Genomic DNA, 17,995 nt, shown 5'->3' with positions numbered 1-17,995 from the left:
AGATATTATTCCTGACCTTCGGCAATAAATTCTCATGTACGCTTCAAATCGATATACTGCTATCGTACAATTTCGCTTTTTGCCTTAAATACTCCTCAAACACGCGACCCATCGTGTCTTCGTAATGTTTAAAGGATGGATTTCCATTATTGGTCAAAGTTGATTGAATGGCATTGGCGGCAAAATTAGCACTGTAAATGGCGTTTGAATTGCCGTGTGATGATAGTGGGTCAAAGGTAAAGGCCGCATCTCCGAGGGCCAGCCAATTGGCACCTGTAAGTTGTGCAGCTCGGGACGAATTGGCATTCCCACCTACTACTTTTCGATTCAGATCATCCGTCAAAAAATCTTTTAATACTTGTGTTTTGGAGAGCGCAGCTTTCCAGTTTCGGTAGTCTTTGAGTTGTGATAGAATAGGACTGCCTTTCTCTGCATAAAGGGTCATGCCATTAACCTGGTCGTTCAAAGGAGAAACAATGCCCCAGCCCCCTTCAAAGGATTCTGTAAAGATGGGATGGATCAATCGGGAGTGTTTGAAATAAGGCAGATGACAGCTCAATGCGACCTGGTTGTCAAAGGTTTCGGATGAAATACCAAGATGCTTTAGCGCCGCTCTATTTCTGCCTGTAGCATCTACCATGATCCGGCAGGATATTTTATGCAAGGTGTGATTTGATTCAATCTCTACGATTACATTTTCATCCGATTGGTTGATTTCAATGAGATTATTGAATGGTGTTACATGGTCCTGGACCAATGCTTCCAAGTCATGGAGCAGTTGCTTCTTGTTCAATTTTAAGCCATACTTATAGGGATTGTGATGGAAGAAATTATCGTTGGTGATTGCATTTCCATTCCACAGGGAATGATAACCAAAGGTTTTACTGGAGCTTTTCGAAAAAAGCTCCAGTAAGTTCAATGATTCTAAAAGCACCAATGTAGCGGGGGGAATGGTTTCCGGCAACTCGAGTGTTTTTCGGTTTTCCACACGACTTAACACGACGTGATCGACACCCTTTTCTTTCAAAAGAACAGATAGGACCAGGCCTGCCATACCACTACCCACGATTACTACATCTGTCTTCATCATTGAATCAATTATGTTTAATTAACGGAAAACCAGGAAAAAACTTGAAGCCCCTTGTGACCCTCCAAATAGATCTGAATAAACCGTTTCAATGGTTACCCTTTGGCCAGCATATGGTTTCAATTGTTCAGTCAGGTCTATGGGTTCTCTTGGAATGATCCTGCCCGAGTTTCCATGACTGTAATCAAATTCAAATATTACATTCCCATTTACAGAGATTGTAACCTGATCGTCTACATAGGTCGTTCCAGTTCCATCGGGTTCACCAGACAGGATGGCCAGTTTGCCCGAAGGGATCAGGACCTCTTTTTCCGTTTTTTTGTAAAATGGTCCACGTTTAGGAGACGGTTCACTTGGATAGACTACACCTAACAAGACTGGCTGATCATCCGTTACGTCTTGCCCATGGAAAGAAACATACACGGTTTCAGGGAATCCTTCCACATCTAATTTTCGAGCGGCCACCGATCCTATTTGATCCCATTGATAGACCATGTTAATGAGTCCGTTCAAATAGCCTCCTTCTGCATGATATCCCACATAACCCGTATCCGTAGTTTGAAGCCAGGGCTGACGGCTTGCGTAGAGATTGCGTTTAGTGTCAGGCAAAGTTTCAGGGTTCTTTATTGCCTTATAACTTTCGTTGGTCAGTACATCGATTGGAAGGTTTGCAGCCCACCAGGAAGGCACAGGATATTGCGCATCGATCCAAACTGCCTGACAACTGCCGGCATCAGACTGCCATGGAATGCCCATCCATTTGGTCAGGTCTCCGGGTGTTATTTGCCACAACCAGTAGTAATCTTCGTTTTTCGGATCCATGGATTTTCTTACATCTTCAGGAGTCATTAAGAATCCGAAATCCTTGAAGAATACCTTGTCTTGCACTTCTTTACTGGCCGAGTTGATTCGGACTTCTCGCAAGCCAAATAAGTCGTTCTGCTCTACCCCATTCACAGAATGGTGTTTCAATGTATTCTCACAATACATTTGCGCATGTCGCATGGGCCAGGTCAGCTCGACACCAGGATGGAACCCTCCGCCATACAATGTTTCCAAAACCGCTCGTGTCATTAACAAGGGTGCTTTTTTAGGATCATTAGCCGCAGCATTAAAGTCACTCTGGTAATACTCACCTAACCAGATCATAGGATTGGGATTCTTCTTTTTATTGTCCTTCTCCTTATTTTTCACAAAGCTGATTAATTCCGGAGGCGTAGTAAAGTGCCCTAAGCTCCATTGTTCCATTTGATCATAGAGGAATGGTGGAATAGCAAACCATTGTGCCGGGCTACCAGGGTAATTCACTCCATCACCAACATACGTAGGCAGTTTGTCTGGTAGTGGGGGGATTCCCAAAGCATCAAAAGAGGTGACATCTTTACTAGGGATGATCCCTTCTTTCTTGTCGTAATCGTATCTAGGATTCCTGAATTGCTTAAAGATGTACTCACGTATCGCCTGGCTCTCAGGACCAGGGGTATAGAGCAAATCAAATTTGTTATTGTGTATTAATTTATCAATGATCTCCTTGAAGGATGGTGCCAGGAAGTCACTCAAATTGACCCATTGCATTTGGTAGAACTTGAAAAACAAAGGAAGCACCATGCTTAGGACTGATCCTTTATCTGTTGGCAAGTCACCCTTAGCTGCGCCGGTCACCAAATCGTACAGCGACGAGATCGGATTGATTTGTGGTGCATAATCCGGTGGTGCACTGGCAATCCATGCAGCGGCTTCCGGACCATCCAAAACGATGGTTTCTCCGCCTCCTTTTGGCGTCAGCTTCGCGGTTACCCGACCGTCACAGATATCGTCATACCAATTCGAGTTGTCAGCAAAATCAGTATTGAGGTCTGAAGGGTTCAAAGAGGCAGAAACGCCATCTCCGCTGTAAAAAATAAGTGCTCCGTTGTATTTCGGATCATCATCGTATTCAATGGTGCCAAGTTTGACCGTTTTGGGATGTGTCTTCATTTTGGCAGCGATTTTACTCACTTTATCTTGACCTTCTTCGGTCCGAGGGTAAGGGAAAAGACCCTCAAGTTCCATTCGGCTATTGGCCAAAGAAACGGATCCGAAATTAGGTCCATTCACCAGCTCCTTTCTGGAGTTGGGAATATTCTTTTCTTTCGTGCCTTCACTAGGAATGTTTGGGTTTCTGGAACTGGCACTGATCCCAGGCGCAATGCGGTTTTCGTAAAAGGCTTTGCTTAAGTTCTTGTTGTTAAAATCGTTAACCTTATCATCCATGTCTACTGAGAGGTCCAGGCTGTTGTTAAAATCATACCAAAATGATTTTTTGTTGGCGACTTCCACAAACCACTGAATATCGTAATCCTCCGGACTGATTTTTTCCACGGGATTCCCTTTTTCATCACACTTGTAGATGTAAAATCGCTGTGCCTGTTTTTTCAACGCACCCTCCGATGTATAAGGGACGATATCGGTATCGAATAAATGTCTCCAGGGTACTTCCGGGCTGAAAACAACCTCTTCCTTGGTTGCGGGCCCGTTGCCCATTCGCGCTATCCCGATGGACGGGTAGATTCTAAATGCGGGGTTTTTCTGCTCTTTCATTTCTTTTAATTAAAATTTTACTGTCGAAAACAAAGACGGATTGTAGCTGCTCAATAGAATATTGAACCTTTCAAAATTCAGTACTCCGAGCAGGACATTAATACAGCAAAGTGTGCATTGAAAAATCTACCGCAGTTGCGGTATGGGGTGGGGGTAAAGAAACGGATGGGTGATTAAATCCTATGAATGCGGGTGTTTGTTAGTTGTTGTTAGAAGCTGATTTTATTCGATCAAGGACCCTACTTCCTATCTCCATAAATGCTTCGGGCCATTCCAGATTATTCCTTTTTGCATACAATGATATTTGACGAGGCCATCCTTGATTTGATCCGTAAATATTATGTTCTGATTCCATGTATTCCTTTAAGTCAACTGTAAAAATTCTACTATCAATTCCTGCTTCAAACCCATGAATAAATGATACTGTAGAAGTTTCATTTATCGGATGGATCCACAAGGATGTCTTTTCAAAGAAATGTTCCAGGACTTTAAGGTGTTTAATCTGCATATCAAGGTGGTGCTAACATGCAACTAAAATGAGTATGCGCGCTAGTGGCTAGAATCTGTGATGTAGGCTATTCGCAATGTCCTTTCAAATAGCTCAGATCGCATATTCATTTTTAGTGTTTGTTAGCAATATGTTATTTAGTCAAACTTCTAGAAATGCCTTTCTTTATTTTTTTCTCCTTCCATTTGGCTGATACTGTAATCTCCTTGGGGAGTTGTTTCATCGGAATGTTTAAGTTAAGGATTCCAGTTTCCTGAATTTTAAAAATTTTGGTATAGAATCTTACAATTTCATCTTTAGAATTTAAAGAATCAATCTCGGTTACAACTTCAGTTCCTGTTGGAAATAATCCTGATACGACTAAAACAGAGTTCTCTCTATGAAAGGTAACATCTAATGAGTTAGTAGTTTTCTTCTTAACAAAGGCCATTGAGAATAGAGCAGAACTAAGTAATAATGCAGAGAACAAGGTTAAATAACGAGCTATCGAAAATCTCCTGTTTTTCACTTTTAAACCCGCATTAAATGCTTCTTTAATCTCATAGGGAATTGTTGGATCGAACTCAGCATTAACAGGGAGCTGAGCGAGAATACAAAACCAATATGTTAGTATAAGTAAAACAATCGGTGAAGCCAGCATAACTAGGACTATTACAGGTGCTTCAATAATATTAATTGAGACCCCAATGGTAAAAGATGCAGTATATAGCCCCCAAAACCAAAGAGTCATTTTTTCAAGCTTTGCAGCGGCAGCATTTCGGCTAGATAGAGATTGCTCAATAGAGGTTTTGCCATATTTCAACCAATACTCATCATTTACTATTTCCATTGCTAATATTCTTTGGTTACCTTATAAGGCTTTGTATGCCCATTGGGACATTCAAGGTAAGCCGTTACTTCAATCTGTTTTTTTAATTTTGGAACGTATGACTCGTTAAGGTTACTTATAACTTTTTGATCTGAATTTGGGTCAAACACGAATTTAGCACCACATTCCGGACATTCTAAGTTTTGTTTTTGTGCCATAGTGTAAATTATTTAGCAGCTACTAAAATTTATAATTGAAACCAATTGCATAGACTTCATCGTCTTTAGCATCAAAAGGTAATGAACCATTTGCGTAACTGACATAAAATCCAGAGGATGATTGCAATGCAATAACATAATATGTATTATCGGCTAAATCAGCATTCTCTACAGCTTCATCAGCTGACAATTCTTGATAATACCTAAAGTTAGCATTGAAGAAGATTTTTTGTTTTTTAATTTTTGAGACATACGTTCTGAAACTTGCCTCTAACTTTGTTCTAAGAAACGGATCAAGATTTCCTACTAATTCTTCTCGAATTGAATCGTTTTGTGGTACCACATAGTCTAATCCAAATTGAATAGTTGGAATAGTTGCTCCACGTGGGGTAAATTTTTTATCAGCTTTAGTTAGAGCTCTAATTAATGCAAAAGGATAATCAAAAACATTTAGTTTAGATAACTTAGAAGAACTTGACCATGACTTTACTCCTAAGTTTAGCTTGAATCCTGGAGCTAACTGGGTTTTAGAAAAATCTTGGTTCGACTCTAGACCAAACTTCGGTTCAATTGAAAAATAATACTGGTTTGAAAGCTTCAATTTTTGACCGAATTCATTCCATAGTTTCAATGCTTCTGTAGACAGTGGGTCATCGTAGGTTACTAGCTTATCTTCTATTGCATTAAGCTCAGTAAATATCGATGAGTCAGAATTTTTCACAACACCACCGATAAACCAGCTAAGATTGTAATTCACATTACTTTCAAGAAAGTCATTTGGATTCAGACTTTTGTGAAAAGCAATATTTCCTTTAGCGTCAAGCCCAAAAGTCTGCGGGACCCTGCGATTATTTGTTTCATTAAAATTTGCCCAGTCAAAACTAAAGTCATAAGATAAACCAAGTGTTGAATTTGTATTGTCCTCAGTTTGAAATGTTTTGAATTTTAGGTTCAAATCGTCTAGGTATTTCCATTTAACGCTATCACTTTTAATGGCGTTATCAATAAGGATTTCCCAAATGTCATTGTAGAGTTCAGGACTATCAATTAAACCATCAATAGCTTCTTTAATAGCTTCGTCATCTTTATTTAATGATTTCAAATAATCAGTCAATTCTGTTATTTGTTTTTCTGAAACTTGGGCAAAAGAGAACGTTGTTGTTAAAAATGTTAAGGTGATGAGAATTACTTTCTTCATGTTTATATACATTTATTCTCCCCAAAAGAGATACTGATCATCAACTTTTGCAGCAAGCTCTTCTACTAGTTTAGAGTCGTCTGTAAGTATTTCAACCATTGCAGTCATCGCATCAGATCTCGTTACACCACTTTCATATTTTGCTCCCCTGCCAATTCTGAAAATATTATCAAGTTGATCTGCGATGATTTTTGCTTCTTGGTTTCTGAGATCAGAACTTGATAAGACATTGTAGAAGGTTAGGTCTTCCATTTTTATCTTACCACTCTCTTCAAAATTTGATTCAATTTGTTTCATATTAAATAGAGTTGTCCAAAGTGTTGTACAAGCTCTATTGTTTTTTGTCCAGTTAGCCATAATTTTTTCCGTAATATTAAATAAGTGAAGAGGTTGGAGCAATACCGACTTTTAGGTATTTATATACTTAGTATGGATTGAAGTTAACTAGTGGCTAACACGCCGCCTATATGTGTCACTTCCCTCATAAGACAACCTAATCCGAAATTACAAACCATCTTCTGCCAAAAAAATGCCACTAAACATTATTTCCTTACCCCCACCATGTACAAAATAACCCCCGGTCCGGATTTTACTTTGTTGATGTTCAAGGTATAGGTTTCGGTTCCTTTGAGGTCAGCCACTAGTTCGTTCATTTCTTTGATGGAGTAGGTCCGTAAGGAGGAAACTACTCCGTCCCAAAGGACGAATAAAGGAACAATAGGGATGAGGTAAGTGAAGAGAATCCTGCCGAATTTGAACGGTCGGATAAATGGGGCGTTAGCAGGACGGTAATGGGGGAAAAGAGCATCGCAATGATGCTCGGCAGGTTTCTTTCTTGTCCTTCGAAGATGGCTACTGAATTCCCGGAAATCCAAACCTGGGAAGCGCTTTTGGATTGATGGTGGCAAAACCAACTGGACCAATCGTACTTACTTCACTGCACCTTTTAAATCCCGAATCTTATCATTCATCCACTTTCTGCCGTCTTTCACTGAAGTGGATATGGTACTATCCTTTTCGATAAAGCTATTCGCACGCATCCTTAACTGGCCGACAGTACCGCTGGATTGATAAGTACTTCTTCGTTCATATATGGCCCATCTGATCGCTTCCTGTTCTTTTTTCAGGTCCCTTCTTTTGATACCAAGTAGATCAAGATGATCAACAACATTTTGTTTGGTAATGGCGAACATCGGGCCTCCTTTATACCAGTATACCTCTTCCTCAGCTTTTCGGACAAAGAAATCATCTGTCACTGCATTACCAAGTTCTGAAGTGAGGTACCATGTATTTGAAAGTTCCTTCAACCGAACTTCTTCGAAAAATGAGTTAACCGTACTCAATCTGGTGTTCAGGGATCCTCCTCGTTTATAGTTTTTCCCATTCAGTTGAAAAGGTTCATCCAGACTACCCTGCGCAATGATTTTATACGATAGAAGGGTATCAGGATGCGAGTTGACAATCAAATACTTAACGCTATCCAATTCTCTAATTGAATAAGGATCAAAGTCATCTTCCTTCCAGTCATAAAGTACATTGCTGAAAAGCGAATTCACCTGTTTTTCAACAACTGAATCTGGTGGAACCCATAGCAGGTCAAACTCGGTCTTGTCATCTAATAGGGTAGCCTGAAATAAAGAATCATTTATTCCGTACCGCTCGATTTTTGTATGACCGGGTTTCAGTTCGTATTTCAGAAAATGGATCATATCATCCTTCCGGACATATTCCTCGTATTCATTTTCCGCGATATATGAGTCTGCGATGAGTAGGTTTTCAGGAGTATCTTCCAGGCTCTCTCCTTCAACGATCACTACGTCATAAACACCCTTAAAATCATCGGTAAATAGGTGATCTAAGAAGACGTTGAATTGAACAAGGTATTGTAAGCTATCTTCAAACCAATAGCTCATTTGTTCAGGAAGGTTTCGATAAGGAGAATTTTGGTTGGCGGAAACAGGATTGTGACGCAGATCTTTCACAATAAATTCCAACTCACTCTCAAATGTTTCGCTTCCTTCCATCTTGTCTATCAAGCGACCATCAGCCATCAATTTGGGAATGTGCCGAGTGAAATAGTTGAAGGGAATAGAAATGACCGTTGTGGTGGTATCTTCTTTCTGCTCGTATTGAATCTTACTGGTTTGTAGTTCTTGTAGAAAGGATACCAGGAGCTTTTCCCTTCTCATTCTGACCGCCTTACTTTTCGATTCGTTGATGAGTTTTAGATTTGATCGATAGGTGGCCTCAATGGTACGGAGCTCAGCAATTGAGATCACTTCGTCTTTCAATATTTCATCTTCATGGAAAAATAATTCGTCCTTGTGAAAAATGACGTCCTGGACCTCTTCATCGAGCACCAAATTAAAAAATTCCTTTAGGGCTTCTTCTCCATTTTCCTGGGCTGCTTTTAAGATACCTGCTGCCTTTGCTCGTTCGCGAAGCACTTTCACGCATTTAGATTTCAATGCCTTCATTTCTTCAAATGATACATCCTTCTCTGCGATAAGCACTTCGAAACCTGGCACCCGCTTTTGGGGGATGAACCATGGATTGATGTCCTGAGTTAAAATTTCAGCATTGAAGCCATACAGGTGTATAACGTTTCTGCTTTCATCATAGACAAAATTCCGATCATTGAATTCCCCAAATCTAAAACCGGCTTTCACACTGCCTCGGCCAATTAATGCTAATTCATTGTTCTTTTTTCCTCCAATGATAGCGTCCTGCCTATCGATGTAATCATAATAGACTTCTTTGAAGGATTTGGTGCTGGTAAAACTTTGGAGGCTGTACCCGTCGTAGGCCGGATTTCCAGTGATCGATTCGGCTATCAGGTTGACCTCCTTACTGATGACCTCTTTGAGAACACGTCCTACGTATTTTTCATTCTTGATGAATTTTTTGGCTTTGGTTCTCTGTTTGTGCTCATACTCTGATAGGTACAAGAATAGCGGATACCATAAGTTCTCTTCTTCATAGGTTCTAGTCCCTTCAGTCTTGTAGAAATCAACATATTTTTTAATCGTTTGGGATTTGATGTTCCCTATGAGTTTGTTGATCTTGCGTTCTTCCTTCGCAGGTCTGAAATCCTTATCCTCGATAACTGAAAGTCCGGATTCGTACTCATTCTGAAAATATTTGGCAATACTATCTTTCAACTCCAGATAATAGAGGGCTCCCGTTTCATCAAAATAATTTGGTTGCTCTATCTCAACTTCTTGTAGGTTGTCGTGAGCGATTACTTCCCCATAATACTCAGCGGTAATCAGTTCTCCGATTTCATTGACCTTCGAAACCATGTTAGCCGTGCTTTGTAGTTTCAGTCCGGAACCAAACAGATTTAAAGGATTCCAAAGGAATACCAAAATCACGATTGCCGCCACAATCGCAACATCCAGAATAAATTTCCAATGTTTGGTAAGGAGTCCTATCATATGTCTTCTTCCGGTACCTGATCCAGGATCAACTCATCCGATTGAAATCTGATGTATATTTCTTCATAGTTCAGAGAACTCAATAGTGCCGTAAGCATGGTTCGGGTCTTTTGCTGAGAGGTTTCTACAATCCCCATAAATTGCAGATTGGCTCTTACATCCAACTCTGCCCTTCTAAGAAATTCTTCCTGATCAACCACAGATATCTGATTGAGGAAAGCATTTCTGGTGACTTCATTATCAATGAACATGCTGTCGGGAGGATAAGAAAAATTCAATACTTCGATGGGAGGTAGTACAATTGAGATGCTCTTGCCATCAATCTCAATGTCTTCCTTTTTTAACCTTTTCAGGTCGACCCCAGCCTTTACAATTACTTTCGACCTAAGCAGAAAACGGGCTTCACTCAATTTGATCAACCATCCAATTTTTTTGGATTTGGTACCGTGAACAATCTTGTCTATCGTAAACTCTGTTGTTGCCAGCTTGGATGCTTTATGGATTTTTCCAACCACCAGGCCCCTGTTGTCCCTGTTGCAGGAATACAGCATGACACTTAACAATACAATGTAGATCAGCTTAGACATTAGGCTTGATATCTTTGAAAAGCTTTCTTCAATCGAATGTGATACCCGTGAGTTTCATACCCACTGCCATTATATCCATAGGCAAAGGCTCGCCAAAGTTTCTCAATGATCTCCTCATCCTTCTCGGTATTGAGTTTTTCCAGGATCGTGATTAATTTCATTTTGGAGCCTCCGATCGCATGGTTAGATTTCTTGGTGCCAATAAAAGCTAAGAAATCATTGAGGTGGTTGAGTTCCGACCATTCCATTTTATCAATGAAATCATCGGGATCAATTTCCCATTTATTACTATCAACCGCTACTCTTTTGTAATACTGATTCAAATCTTTTTCATGCTGCGGTATCTTCTGGATATCTGTCTCTGTTTTCAGTTTGTTTTCAGTCTCAGAAAAATGTGATTTATCCTTTGATCTGTTCGCACAGTTCCCACCTTTATGGAAATTTTCACCCATGATCTGAAACAGACCCCATGAAGTCGCATAAACGGCAGCTACAGGATCTATTTTATAGGCTCGTTGGAATCGTGTATATTCTTTTTGCCCTCCCAGATAGTGTTCACGTGTCCAGCGTTTGTAAATAAGATCCGGATAGCTTTTACTGAGTCGCTCCGGATTATGCCCTCTTTTTTCAAGCCAACTCCAAAAGCGATGACCTTCAAATAGGATTTTAGGTTTTCCATTGTTCAGAAACCCACTACCTGAAGATTCCACCTCTATGATTGCTTTTAAGGCAGCTGGTTCTATAGTACTTTTTTCAGCCACCTCCTGGATCAGGTTGTCATCAAGTTCCTTACTGACCCCTAAATCTTTGATTTGGACAAATTCTGCCTCTAAGTCTTCGCTGACGCTTGCAGGCACATTTGCTTCAGCAGTATTCAACAAATCTTTGATATCCGAGGGACTATTAAGCTTTTGGCCAGCTTCTTCCTCTTCTTCATCAAGTCCATTCTCCTGTGCGAATACCTCGTCCTCCTTTTTTATGTCGTCATTAGGCTCCGCCCCGTTTTTTTTTAGTTGTGCTTCTTTGAATTTGCCCTGTTGAACGGATGGCCAACGATTTTGCAAATATTTCAGGGATCGGTCCCCAAAATAGAAGGCGATCATCATGAGGAATGCAGTTTTATAAAATTCAAAATGATCCCAAAAGAAACTATCCTGGTCGATGTTGCCATTCATTCCCATCGAAACGATGAGCATGGCGATGGCGCCGAACAGCAAGGTAACGGCGATCATTCCCCTTATGGTCCCGGGAGGAAGACCAAAGGTTTGAGCTCTGTATGGGTTGGCTTTGGGCGCCTTCAGGCGCTCTTCAGAAACCAATATTCCGTTATCCCGGTCTCTTCTGGCCTGAAAAATCTCATCCCAGTCCTTGTCGGTAAGACCGAAGTTGATGTTATAATGATAAATGGCCCAGATGAAGTATCTCAGGAAGATCACGGCCCAAATAATGATGACCACCAGTCCCATGGCCTCATAGGAATTATTCTCCTCACTGGAAAAGAGCAAGAGAAAAGCACCTGTAAGTCCTACGGCGAGGAGTATCATTGAAATGATGTTGACGCTCCCAAAAAACATCTTTCGGTAAGGATTCTTTCGCTGCTCTACTGCTCTTCCGTAGGAATCTATGTTCTTATACCAAAACCTGATACCAAAAAAGGCAATTACATATACAAAAACCGTGGAAACCACAGCAGCGTCCCATGCGCCACTTCGACCGTAAACTAACACGACGTATGCCAGTATCACGACCATCAAAGACAGACTTACTATATAAATGATCGCAGCTTTTTGTAAATAATTGTACTTTGAAAGCCACTTCAGGATCTTAGAAAACAAACTTGTCCTGTTTGCAACATAAAGAATGAAAATAGAATATATGGCAAGGCCGGAGAAGAGCACCAAAAGCAAAAGGCCTGTTGCAATACCCACCCAATAGTCCGGTGTAATTTCTTTCACAAAAAGGGTAATGATACCGATAGCCGAAATGAACATCGTTGATGCAAAAAATGCAATGAGCCAGGTTTTGGAGGCATTTTCCAGATAAACTTTTAATGCCTTCAATTGCGCGATCTTTCCATCGGTGTTCGCGGCTCCATCCAGCTCTTCAACAAACTCTTTTAAAGTATCTGTACTTTCCAGGTAGATAGCTTGAATGTTCGCATCCATGAGACCCGGTTTCTTTTCATCCAACGTACTTTTTCCGCTGGCAATGTCTTGAATAGTTTCATTAGCCAGTTTCGATTGATTCTGAAGCTGGATGATCCTTCCGGGCTTTCTAAATAATTGTTCCCAGAAAAATGGCATCAAGGCAGATATGAGAATCAGGGCCGAGAATATAAGCATAATGATTCCCCACTCGTATGCATCCAGTGAGAACTGATATTTTATGGACTGTCTTGTTTGACCATCCAACAGCAGATGCAAAATGATAAATGCAGCGATCAGCAGAAAATTGACACCCCACCACCAGGATAAATTTTTTAATCGTTTACTGTCAATCATGCTACAATTCGCTTAAGGTTAAATTTTTCAAACCAGTCTTCATCATAATACCGGATTCTTACGTCTTCCTTGTTTTCTATTTTTGGACGGAGTGTCTTGTAAAGTCGTTCAAAGGCTTTCCAGGAATCATAGACTGTTTTTAGTTTATTTCCCCCTGATATACTGTCTGCGACCAAAAGACATCCTGCTGTATCTTCCTTGGTATTCCCGACATGGATCAATATTCCGGAATAGTTCGGGACGTCCTTCACATGTAAATGATATTTGAACCAGGGCCGGCCTTTTCTATACCTGCTGGTAGTATTTGATTCAATTTCATTGAAACCCAATTGGTAGGTACCACTAGGGATTCTTGTTTCTTTCATGATTTTGTGAGGCCGGTAAGTATCTTCCAAGGTGTAACAGAAAAATTCGTTTTCTATAAAGAGTAGTCCCAATGTTGTGGACTGGTCATCAAAATATCGCAGTACTGTCAATGTAGTTCCCTGAAAATTGTCCAGTTCGGTATTCGAGGAACTAAGTGCGTATTCAAGCTCTTTCACTTTTAGCTTGAGCAAGGAAATTTCTTTGTCTTTCGCGGCAAGCTGCCGTTGATCTGGCTGAGGACTAGCAATATTGGCTTCGGGCTGCTTAGGGTTTAGCTGCTCCTTTTCTGCTGTTTTGTTCTCTTTATTGACGTCATCTTTTTCATTTTCTTTGAAAAAATTGAGCACGCCGTTGATTAGGGACTTAATGGAAGAGATAATCACGCCTATAAGGCCTACAAGCCATAACCATATCTTCTCCAATAGATCTGGATTATAGATAAAAAGAAGAATGGCAATCAAGCCTAAAGCAACTAATACTAGAAAAATGGCTCTTCTCATTATTAAGTAATATGACTAAAAATCGAAACTTTGAATCTAAAAATCAACACCGCCCGGATATTTTCAAAGTGACGGCAGCATGTTTCTTAGAATCAATTGCACTATTATAATATTGCTTGAGATCTTTCTGCCTGGTTTAATGGGATCCAATCGAATGCAGAAACGATTTCCTGCTAAAAAACAAATACCACTAGCTCCGCTTTAATAATAAAAGTATATGAGTTTGGTTGCAGGTACTCGCCTGCCCCGCCAAGCGCAGGGCCAAGGCGAAAAGTAAAATGCGGTGGGCGCCTAAAGCCTATTACTTTCTTATTTCTTTGATGATGGTGGCGATATCTGAATTTGTATCAAGGGAAACATCCGGTTGGAGGCCGGCACTCATTTCAGATTGATCATCGAGAACAAGGCGATAAGCGGGAAATCTGATTTGAATTTTTGATTGGGGGAGGGTGATGACAGGGAAGGAGCCACCATTGTTGCCATTGTAGCCACCGCTGGCCTGACGCCCAAGAAACTGGGCATGGCTGTATTGTTTTAACCAGGAAGTGACCATGGTAGAGGCAGAAGCAGTGAAACCATCGGTCAGGACATACACATTACCGTTGAAATGATACTTGGCTTTGGGTTTGTAAGCATATCTAAATGACGTTCCCAAATCGGTGAAGCGCATTTTATAAAAATTGCCCACATTGTATTTCAGCTTTGATAGGAATAGAAAAAACTTGCCTTTCCCATTCAGGTACTTTCCTGTGGACAATTTGGGTTGAAGGATGGAATAGGCAAAGGCACTGTCTGCTAAAAATTTGGTGAGCACGATCGCGGCCTTTCTACTTCCCCCGGTATTTTGTCTCAGGTCTATGATCAGGTTTTCAGCATCGATTTCGTCAATTTTCTTAAATGCATTTTTAAAGAACCCTTTGTCTGAATTATTGAAGTCCTCGACTTTCAAGATGACGAAATCGTCGTTTAGATACAGTTCATTGGAGCCATTTGATAAAAGATCAGTAGTTGCCTGATCTTCAGATTTACGGTAATACCCCTTTTTCTGTCCTTTCAAAACATAGGTCTCATTGGCAGTTTCAATTTCATAATGCGCTGGATAGCCCAGGAACTTTGAGATTAAGCTCGATGAGAACAAATGAAAATACTCTTTTGAAAACGCATCGGTGCCACCATCACTCGCCTTGTATTCTTCATAATAAGCGATGATTTCGGAGGCATGACGTCCATTGATTTTCTGTATCGTCTGGCCAATTTTCGATGCGCCCTGACAGGATGTAATGTTGAGGTTATTTTTTTGGATCGATGTGGTGATAGGGATGAAAGAAGGTTGATAATGTACTTTTAATGGGTTTACCTGGATCGAGGTGTGAATACAGCCAATATGATAGATGCCTTTTTCGATCCAAATAGTGTAGTTCAAGGCAGAAATACTGTCCGTGTTAAGTGCTTTTGCACGATCAATGACTTCAGAAATATTGAATTGATATTGAGGGTCATAGTTTACCGGATGACCGTTCGAAACGGATTCGTTCAAGAAGGTCAAATCATCAATGAGTGATTGTTTCGATAACTGCTGTCCGAATGACCATGTGGGCGTTGCCAACAGCATAATCAGGATAAGTACTTTCAGCTTGAAGTTCATCGCTTAGTTCATTGTTTTCACCACTTCTATCAACTCCGTCTCGCCCTCCACTTTCTTCGACTCCATCGCCTTACACATTTTTGCGATCACGCCTTGCGAGGAATTGGTGATCAGGGAAACCACCTGCTTCTTTTTGAGCAGGGCATTGAAGATGGGTTGAACGCCTTTGAGTGTGCCACCTTCATTCTCCCAGATGATGGCATTGATCTTTTCACTTTCTTCAATCATCTTTCGGACATAAGCCAGGTTGCTACCATCAGAAAAGCTGTCTAAGGCCACTAATTGGCTTCCAAAGCGCTGGCTTAACGCTACTTCCAGAGAGGAAATGCCAAGAGGCGGTTCTTTAAAAAACTGAATGAGCAAAATAGTAGTCATGCAGAGCAAATCTAGGCGACAACTTTCAGGCACCAAAAACTCTCGTTTCCAGACAGTTCTTTTCGCTTAAGTGTTACTTTTGCATCCAAATTTTTGACGACATAACCCATTAGCTAATACCCCATGGCTTACATTGAACCTGCTCCGATTAAGGACAAAGGCAACCCATTTGAGTCAATGATGTCAAGATTCCACATTGCTGCCCAGCATTTGGGACTTGACGACCAGATCTATAATGTGCTCAAATCACCGGTAAAACAGGTGATCGTATCGCTTCCAGTGACCATGGATGATGGTTCGATCCGTGTTTTTGAAGGCTATCGAGTCATTCATTCCAACATCCTGGGCCCATCTAAAGGCGGCGTTCGATTTGCGATGGATGTGAACATCGATGAAGTAAAAGCCCTGGCTGCCTGGATGACCTGGAAATGTGCCGTGGTGGATATTCCTTACGGAGGCGCCAAAGGAGGCATCACTTGTGACCCAAGAAAGATGTCTCGAGGCGAGGTAGAGCGATTGACGCGTGCCTATACACAGGCGATGTACGAAATATTTGGACCGGATAGAGATATCCCTGCACCAGACATGGGAACCGGACCCGAAGAAATGGCCTGGATGATGGACCAGTATTCCCGTTCTCAAGGTATGACCGTCAATGCGGTTGTTACCGGTAAGCCGCTTGTTTTGGGTGGTTCACTGGGACGGACAGAAGCGACTGGTCGTGGTGTAATGATTTCTGCTTTGGCAGGAATGGAGAAATTGAAGATCAATCCTTTTAAAGCGACTTGTGCTGTACAAGGTTTTGGTAATGTGGGCTCTTGGGCCGCGGTGTTGTTGGAAGAAAGAGGTGCGAAGATTGTTGCGATCAGTGATGTGTCAGGTGCGTACTACAACAAAGAGGGGATCGATATTCATGCAGCGATCAACTACAGAGATTCCAATGATCGTACGATGGAAGGTTTCGAAGGAGCAGAGAAAATTGATCCGGAAGAGCTTTTGTTACTGGATGTAGATGTATTGGTACCTGCGGCAGTTGAGGATGTGATCACGGAAGTGAATGCAGATAAAATCAAAGCAAAGCTGATCGTAGAAGGTGCGAACGGACCTACTTCCGCACAAGCAGATGCCATTGTGAATGCAAAGGGAATCATGGCGGTGCCAGACATCCTTGCCAATGCAGGTGGTGTGACGGTCTCTTATTTCGAGTGGGTACAAAACCGACTGGGATACAAGTGGACAGCTGAGCGTGTCAACAGAAGATCGGACAGGATCATGAAAGAAGCCTTCAATAAGGTTTATGATGCATCTTTACAGTATAACGTGCCTCTGAGAATTGCGGCGTACATCGTGGCGATTGACAAAGTGGCGAAAACCTATAAATTCAGGGGCGGATTCTAGAAAAATAATATTTATGAAGATTCACAAGGAAGGCAAGATCATCATTCCCGTATCGGCGGTACTGATTGCAGGGTTGTACTTTTTATTGACCTGGCTATTGCCTTTTGTGATTGTTCAATGGATCCTGGGTGCTGCTGCCGCGATTTTCTGGATATTGATCGTGCGGTTTTTCAGAGTGCCCGGTTATGAAACACCGGAGCAAGACCATCGCGTGATTGCTCCGGCTGAAGGAAAAGTCGTCGTGATTGAGGAAACAGAAGAGGATGAATACCTGAAAGAAAAGCGGATTCAGATCTCTATTTTCATGTCTCCCTTGAATGTGCACGTGAATCGAGCGCCTGTGGACGGTAAGATCTCTTATTACAAATACCATCCGGGTAAATACCTGGTGGCCTGGCACCCCAAATCCAGTACGGAAAACGAACGAACATCTATCGGTTATGAAACGGGCAATGGCATCAAGATCCTGATGCGTCAGATTGCGGGTGCAGTAGCCCGAAGAATAAGCTTCTACGGCAAAGAAAATGATCCTGTTGCCGCTGGTGATGAAGTGGGCTTCATTCGTTTCGGTAGCCGGGTAGATGTATTCCTGCCTCCCGAATCTTTGGTCCATGTGAAGATCGGAGAGAAGACCGTAGGTGGTGAAACCATTTTGGCGACGCTGCCGTCTTAAGTGTCCTTAAGTCATCGAATAGGTGTTTCACGTCTAAAACAATACCCTACACGACCCACTTTAGGGTATATTAAGGTCCGATAATTACCCGATTTAGGGTATTGTGAAAAACTG

The 17,995-nt window shown here is 41.4% G+C and carries 15 protein-coding genes; 2 read left to right on the top strand and 13 right to left on the bottom strand.

Annotated features, from left to right (window positions below):
* Nucleotides 1-43: 43 nt before the first annotated feature.
* The 13 genes from R8G66_28990 to R8G66_28930 form a co-directional block, all read right to left on the bottom strand.
* Nucleotides 44-1,090, bottom strand: coding sequence for an FAD-dependent monooxygenase (locus R8G66_28990; GenBank protein ID MDW3196446.1), 1,047 nt, complete (start codon nt 1,088-1,090; stop codon nt 44-46).
* An 18-nt stretch (nt 1,091-1,108) separates the two neighbouring features.
* Complete coding sequence (locus tag R8G66_28985) at nt 1,109-3,667, bottom strand: LodA/GoxA family CTQ-dependent oxidase (GenBank protein MDW3196445.1); 2,559 nt, start codon at nt 3,665-3,667, stop codon at nt 1,109-1,111.
* Nucleotides 3,668-4,308: 641 nt separating this feature from the next.
* Complete coding sequence (locus R8G66_28980) at nt 4,309-5,004, bottom strand: hypothetical protein (protein MDW3196444.1); 696 nt, start codon at nt 5,002-5,004, stop codon at nt 4,309-4,311.
* Between the two features lie 2 nt (nt 5,005-5,006).
* Nucleotides 5,007-5,201 (bottom strand): hypothetical protein, encoded by a 195-nt coding sequence (locus tag R8G66_28975; GenBank protein MDW3196443.1) that lies wholly within the window; start codon nt 5,199-5,201, stop codon nt 5,007-5,009.
* Nucleotides 5,202-5,223: 22 nt separating this feature from the next.
* Nucleotides 5,224-6,399, bottom strand: coding sequence for a hypothetical protein (locus R8G66_28970; GenBank protein MDW3196442.1), 1,176 nt, complete (start codon nt 6,397-6,399; stop codon nt 5,224-5,226).
* A gap of 12 nt (nt 6,400-6,411) precedes the next feature.
* The gene (locus tag R8G66_28965) at nt 6,412-6,696 is read right to left on the bottom strand and encodes a hypothetical protein (protein MDW3196441.1); all 285 of its coding nucleotides are present in this window, start codon (nt 6,694-6,696) and stop codon (nt 6,412-6,414) included.
* A 245-nt stretch (nt 6,697-6,941) separates the two neighbouring features.
* Nucleotides 6,942-7,307, bottom strand: a complete 366-nt coding sequence (locus tag R8G66_28960) for a hypothetical protein (GenBank protein ID MDW3196440.1) — start codon at nt 7,305-7,307, stop codon at nt 6,942-6,944.
* A 21-nt stretch (nt 7,308-7,328) separates the two neighbouring features.
* Nucleotides 7,329-9,836: a hypothetical protein gene (locus R8G66_28955; protein MDW3196439.1), complete on the bottom strand. Its 2,508-nt coding sequence runs from the start codon at nt 9,834-9,836 to the stop codon at nt 7,329-7,331.
* On the bottom strand, nt 9,833-10,423 hold the full coding sequence (locus R8G66_28950) for a DUF4230 domain-containing protein (protein MDW3196438.1): 591 nt from the start codon (nt 10,421-10,423) through the stop codon (nt 9,833-9,835). The genes R8G66_28955 and R8G66_28950 overlap by 4 nt, the downstream gene beginning before the upstream one ends.
* Nucleotides 10,423-12,924 carry an N-acetylmuramidase domain-containing protein gene (locus tag R8G66_28945; GenBank protein ID MDW3196437.1) on the bottom strand — a complete coding sequence of 834 codons (2,502 nt, stop codon included), beginning with the start codon at nt 12,922-12,924 and terminating at the stop codon, nt 10,423-10,425. The genes R8G66_28950 and R8G66_28945 overlap by 1 nt, the downstream gene beginning before the upstream one ends.
* Nucleotides 12,921-13,790 (bottom strand): DUF5675 family protein, encoded by an 870-nt coding sequence (locus tag R8G66_28940; protein MDW3196436.1) that lies wholly within the window; start codon nt 13,788-13,790, stop codon nt 12,921-12,923. The genes R8G66_28945 and R8G66_28940 overlap by 4 nt, the downstream gene beginning before the upstream one ends.
* A 301-nt stretch (nt 13,791-14,091) precedes the next feature.
* Nucleotides 14,092-15,435 carry a S41 family peptidase gene (locus tag R8G66_28935; GenBank protein ID MDW3196435.1) on the bottom strand — a complete coding sequence of 448 codons (1,344 nt, stop codon included), beginning with the start codon at nt 15,433-15,435 and terminating at the stop codon, nt 14,092-14,094.
* 3 nt (nt 15,436-15,438) lie between these two features.
* Nucleotides 15,439-15,810 carry a hypothetical protein gene (locus R8G66_28930; GenBank protein MDW3196434.1) on the bottom strand — a complete coding sequence of 124 codons (372 nt, stop codon included), beginning with the start codon at nt 15,808-15,810 and terminating at the stop codon, nt 15,439-15,441.
* 123 nt (nt 15,811-15,933) lie between these two features.
* Here R8G66_28930 and R8G66_28925 point away from each other — a divergent pair, with 123 nt between their 5' ends.
* Complete coding sequence (locus R8G66_28925) at nt 15,934-17,208, top strand: Glu/Leu/Phe/Val dehydrogenase (protein ID MDW3196433.1); 1,275 nt, start codon at nt 15,934-15,936, stop codon at nt 17,206-17,208.
* A gap of 13 nt (nt 17,209-17,221) precedes the next feature.
* A complete protein-coding gene (locus R8G66_28920) occupies nt 17,222-17,881 on the top strand; it encodes a phosphatidylserine decarboxylase family protein (protein ID MDW3196432.1) in 660 nt (219 codons plus the stop codon).
* The last annotated feature ends 114 nt before the right edge of the window (nt 17,882-17,995 follow it).

This window comes from Cytophagales bacterium (assembly GCA_033344775.1).
Classification (GTDB): domain Bacteria; phylum Bacteroidota; class Bacteroidia; order Cytophagales; family Cyclobacteriaceae; genus JAWPMT01.
Note: the sequence above shows the minus strand (reverse complement) of the source record. Positions and strands in the feature narration are given on the sequence as shown.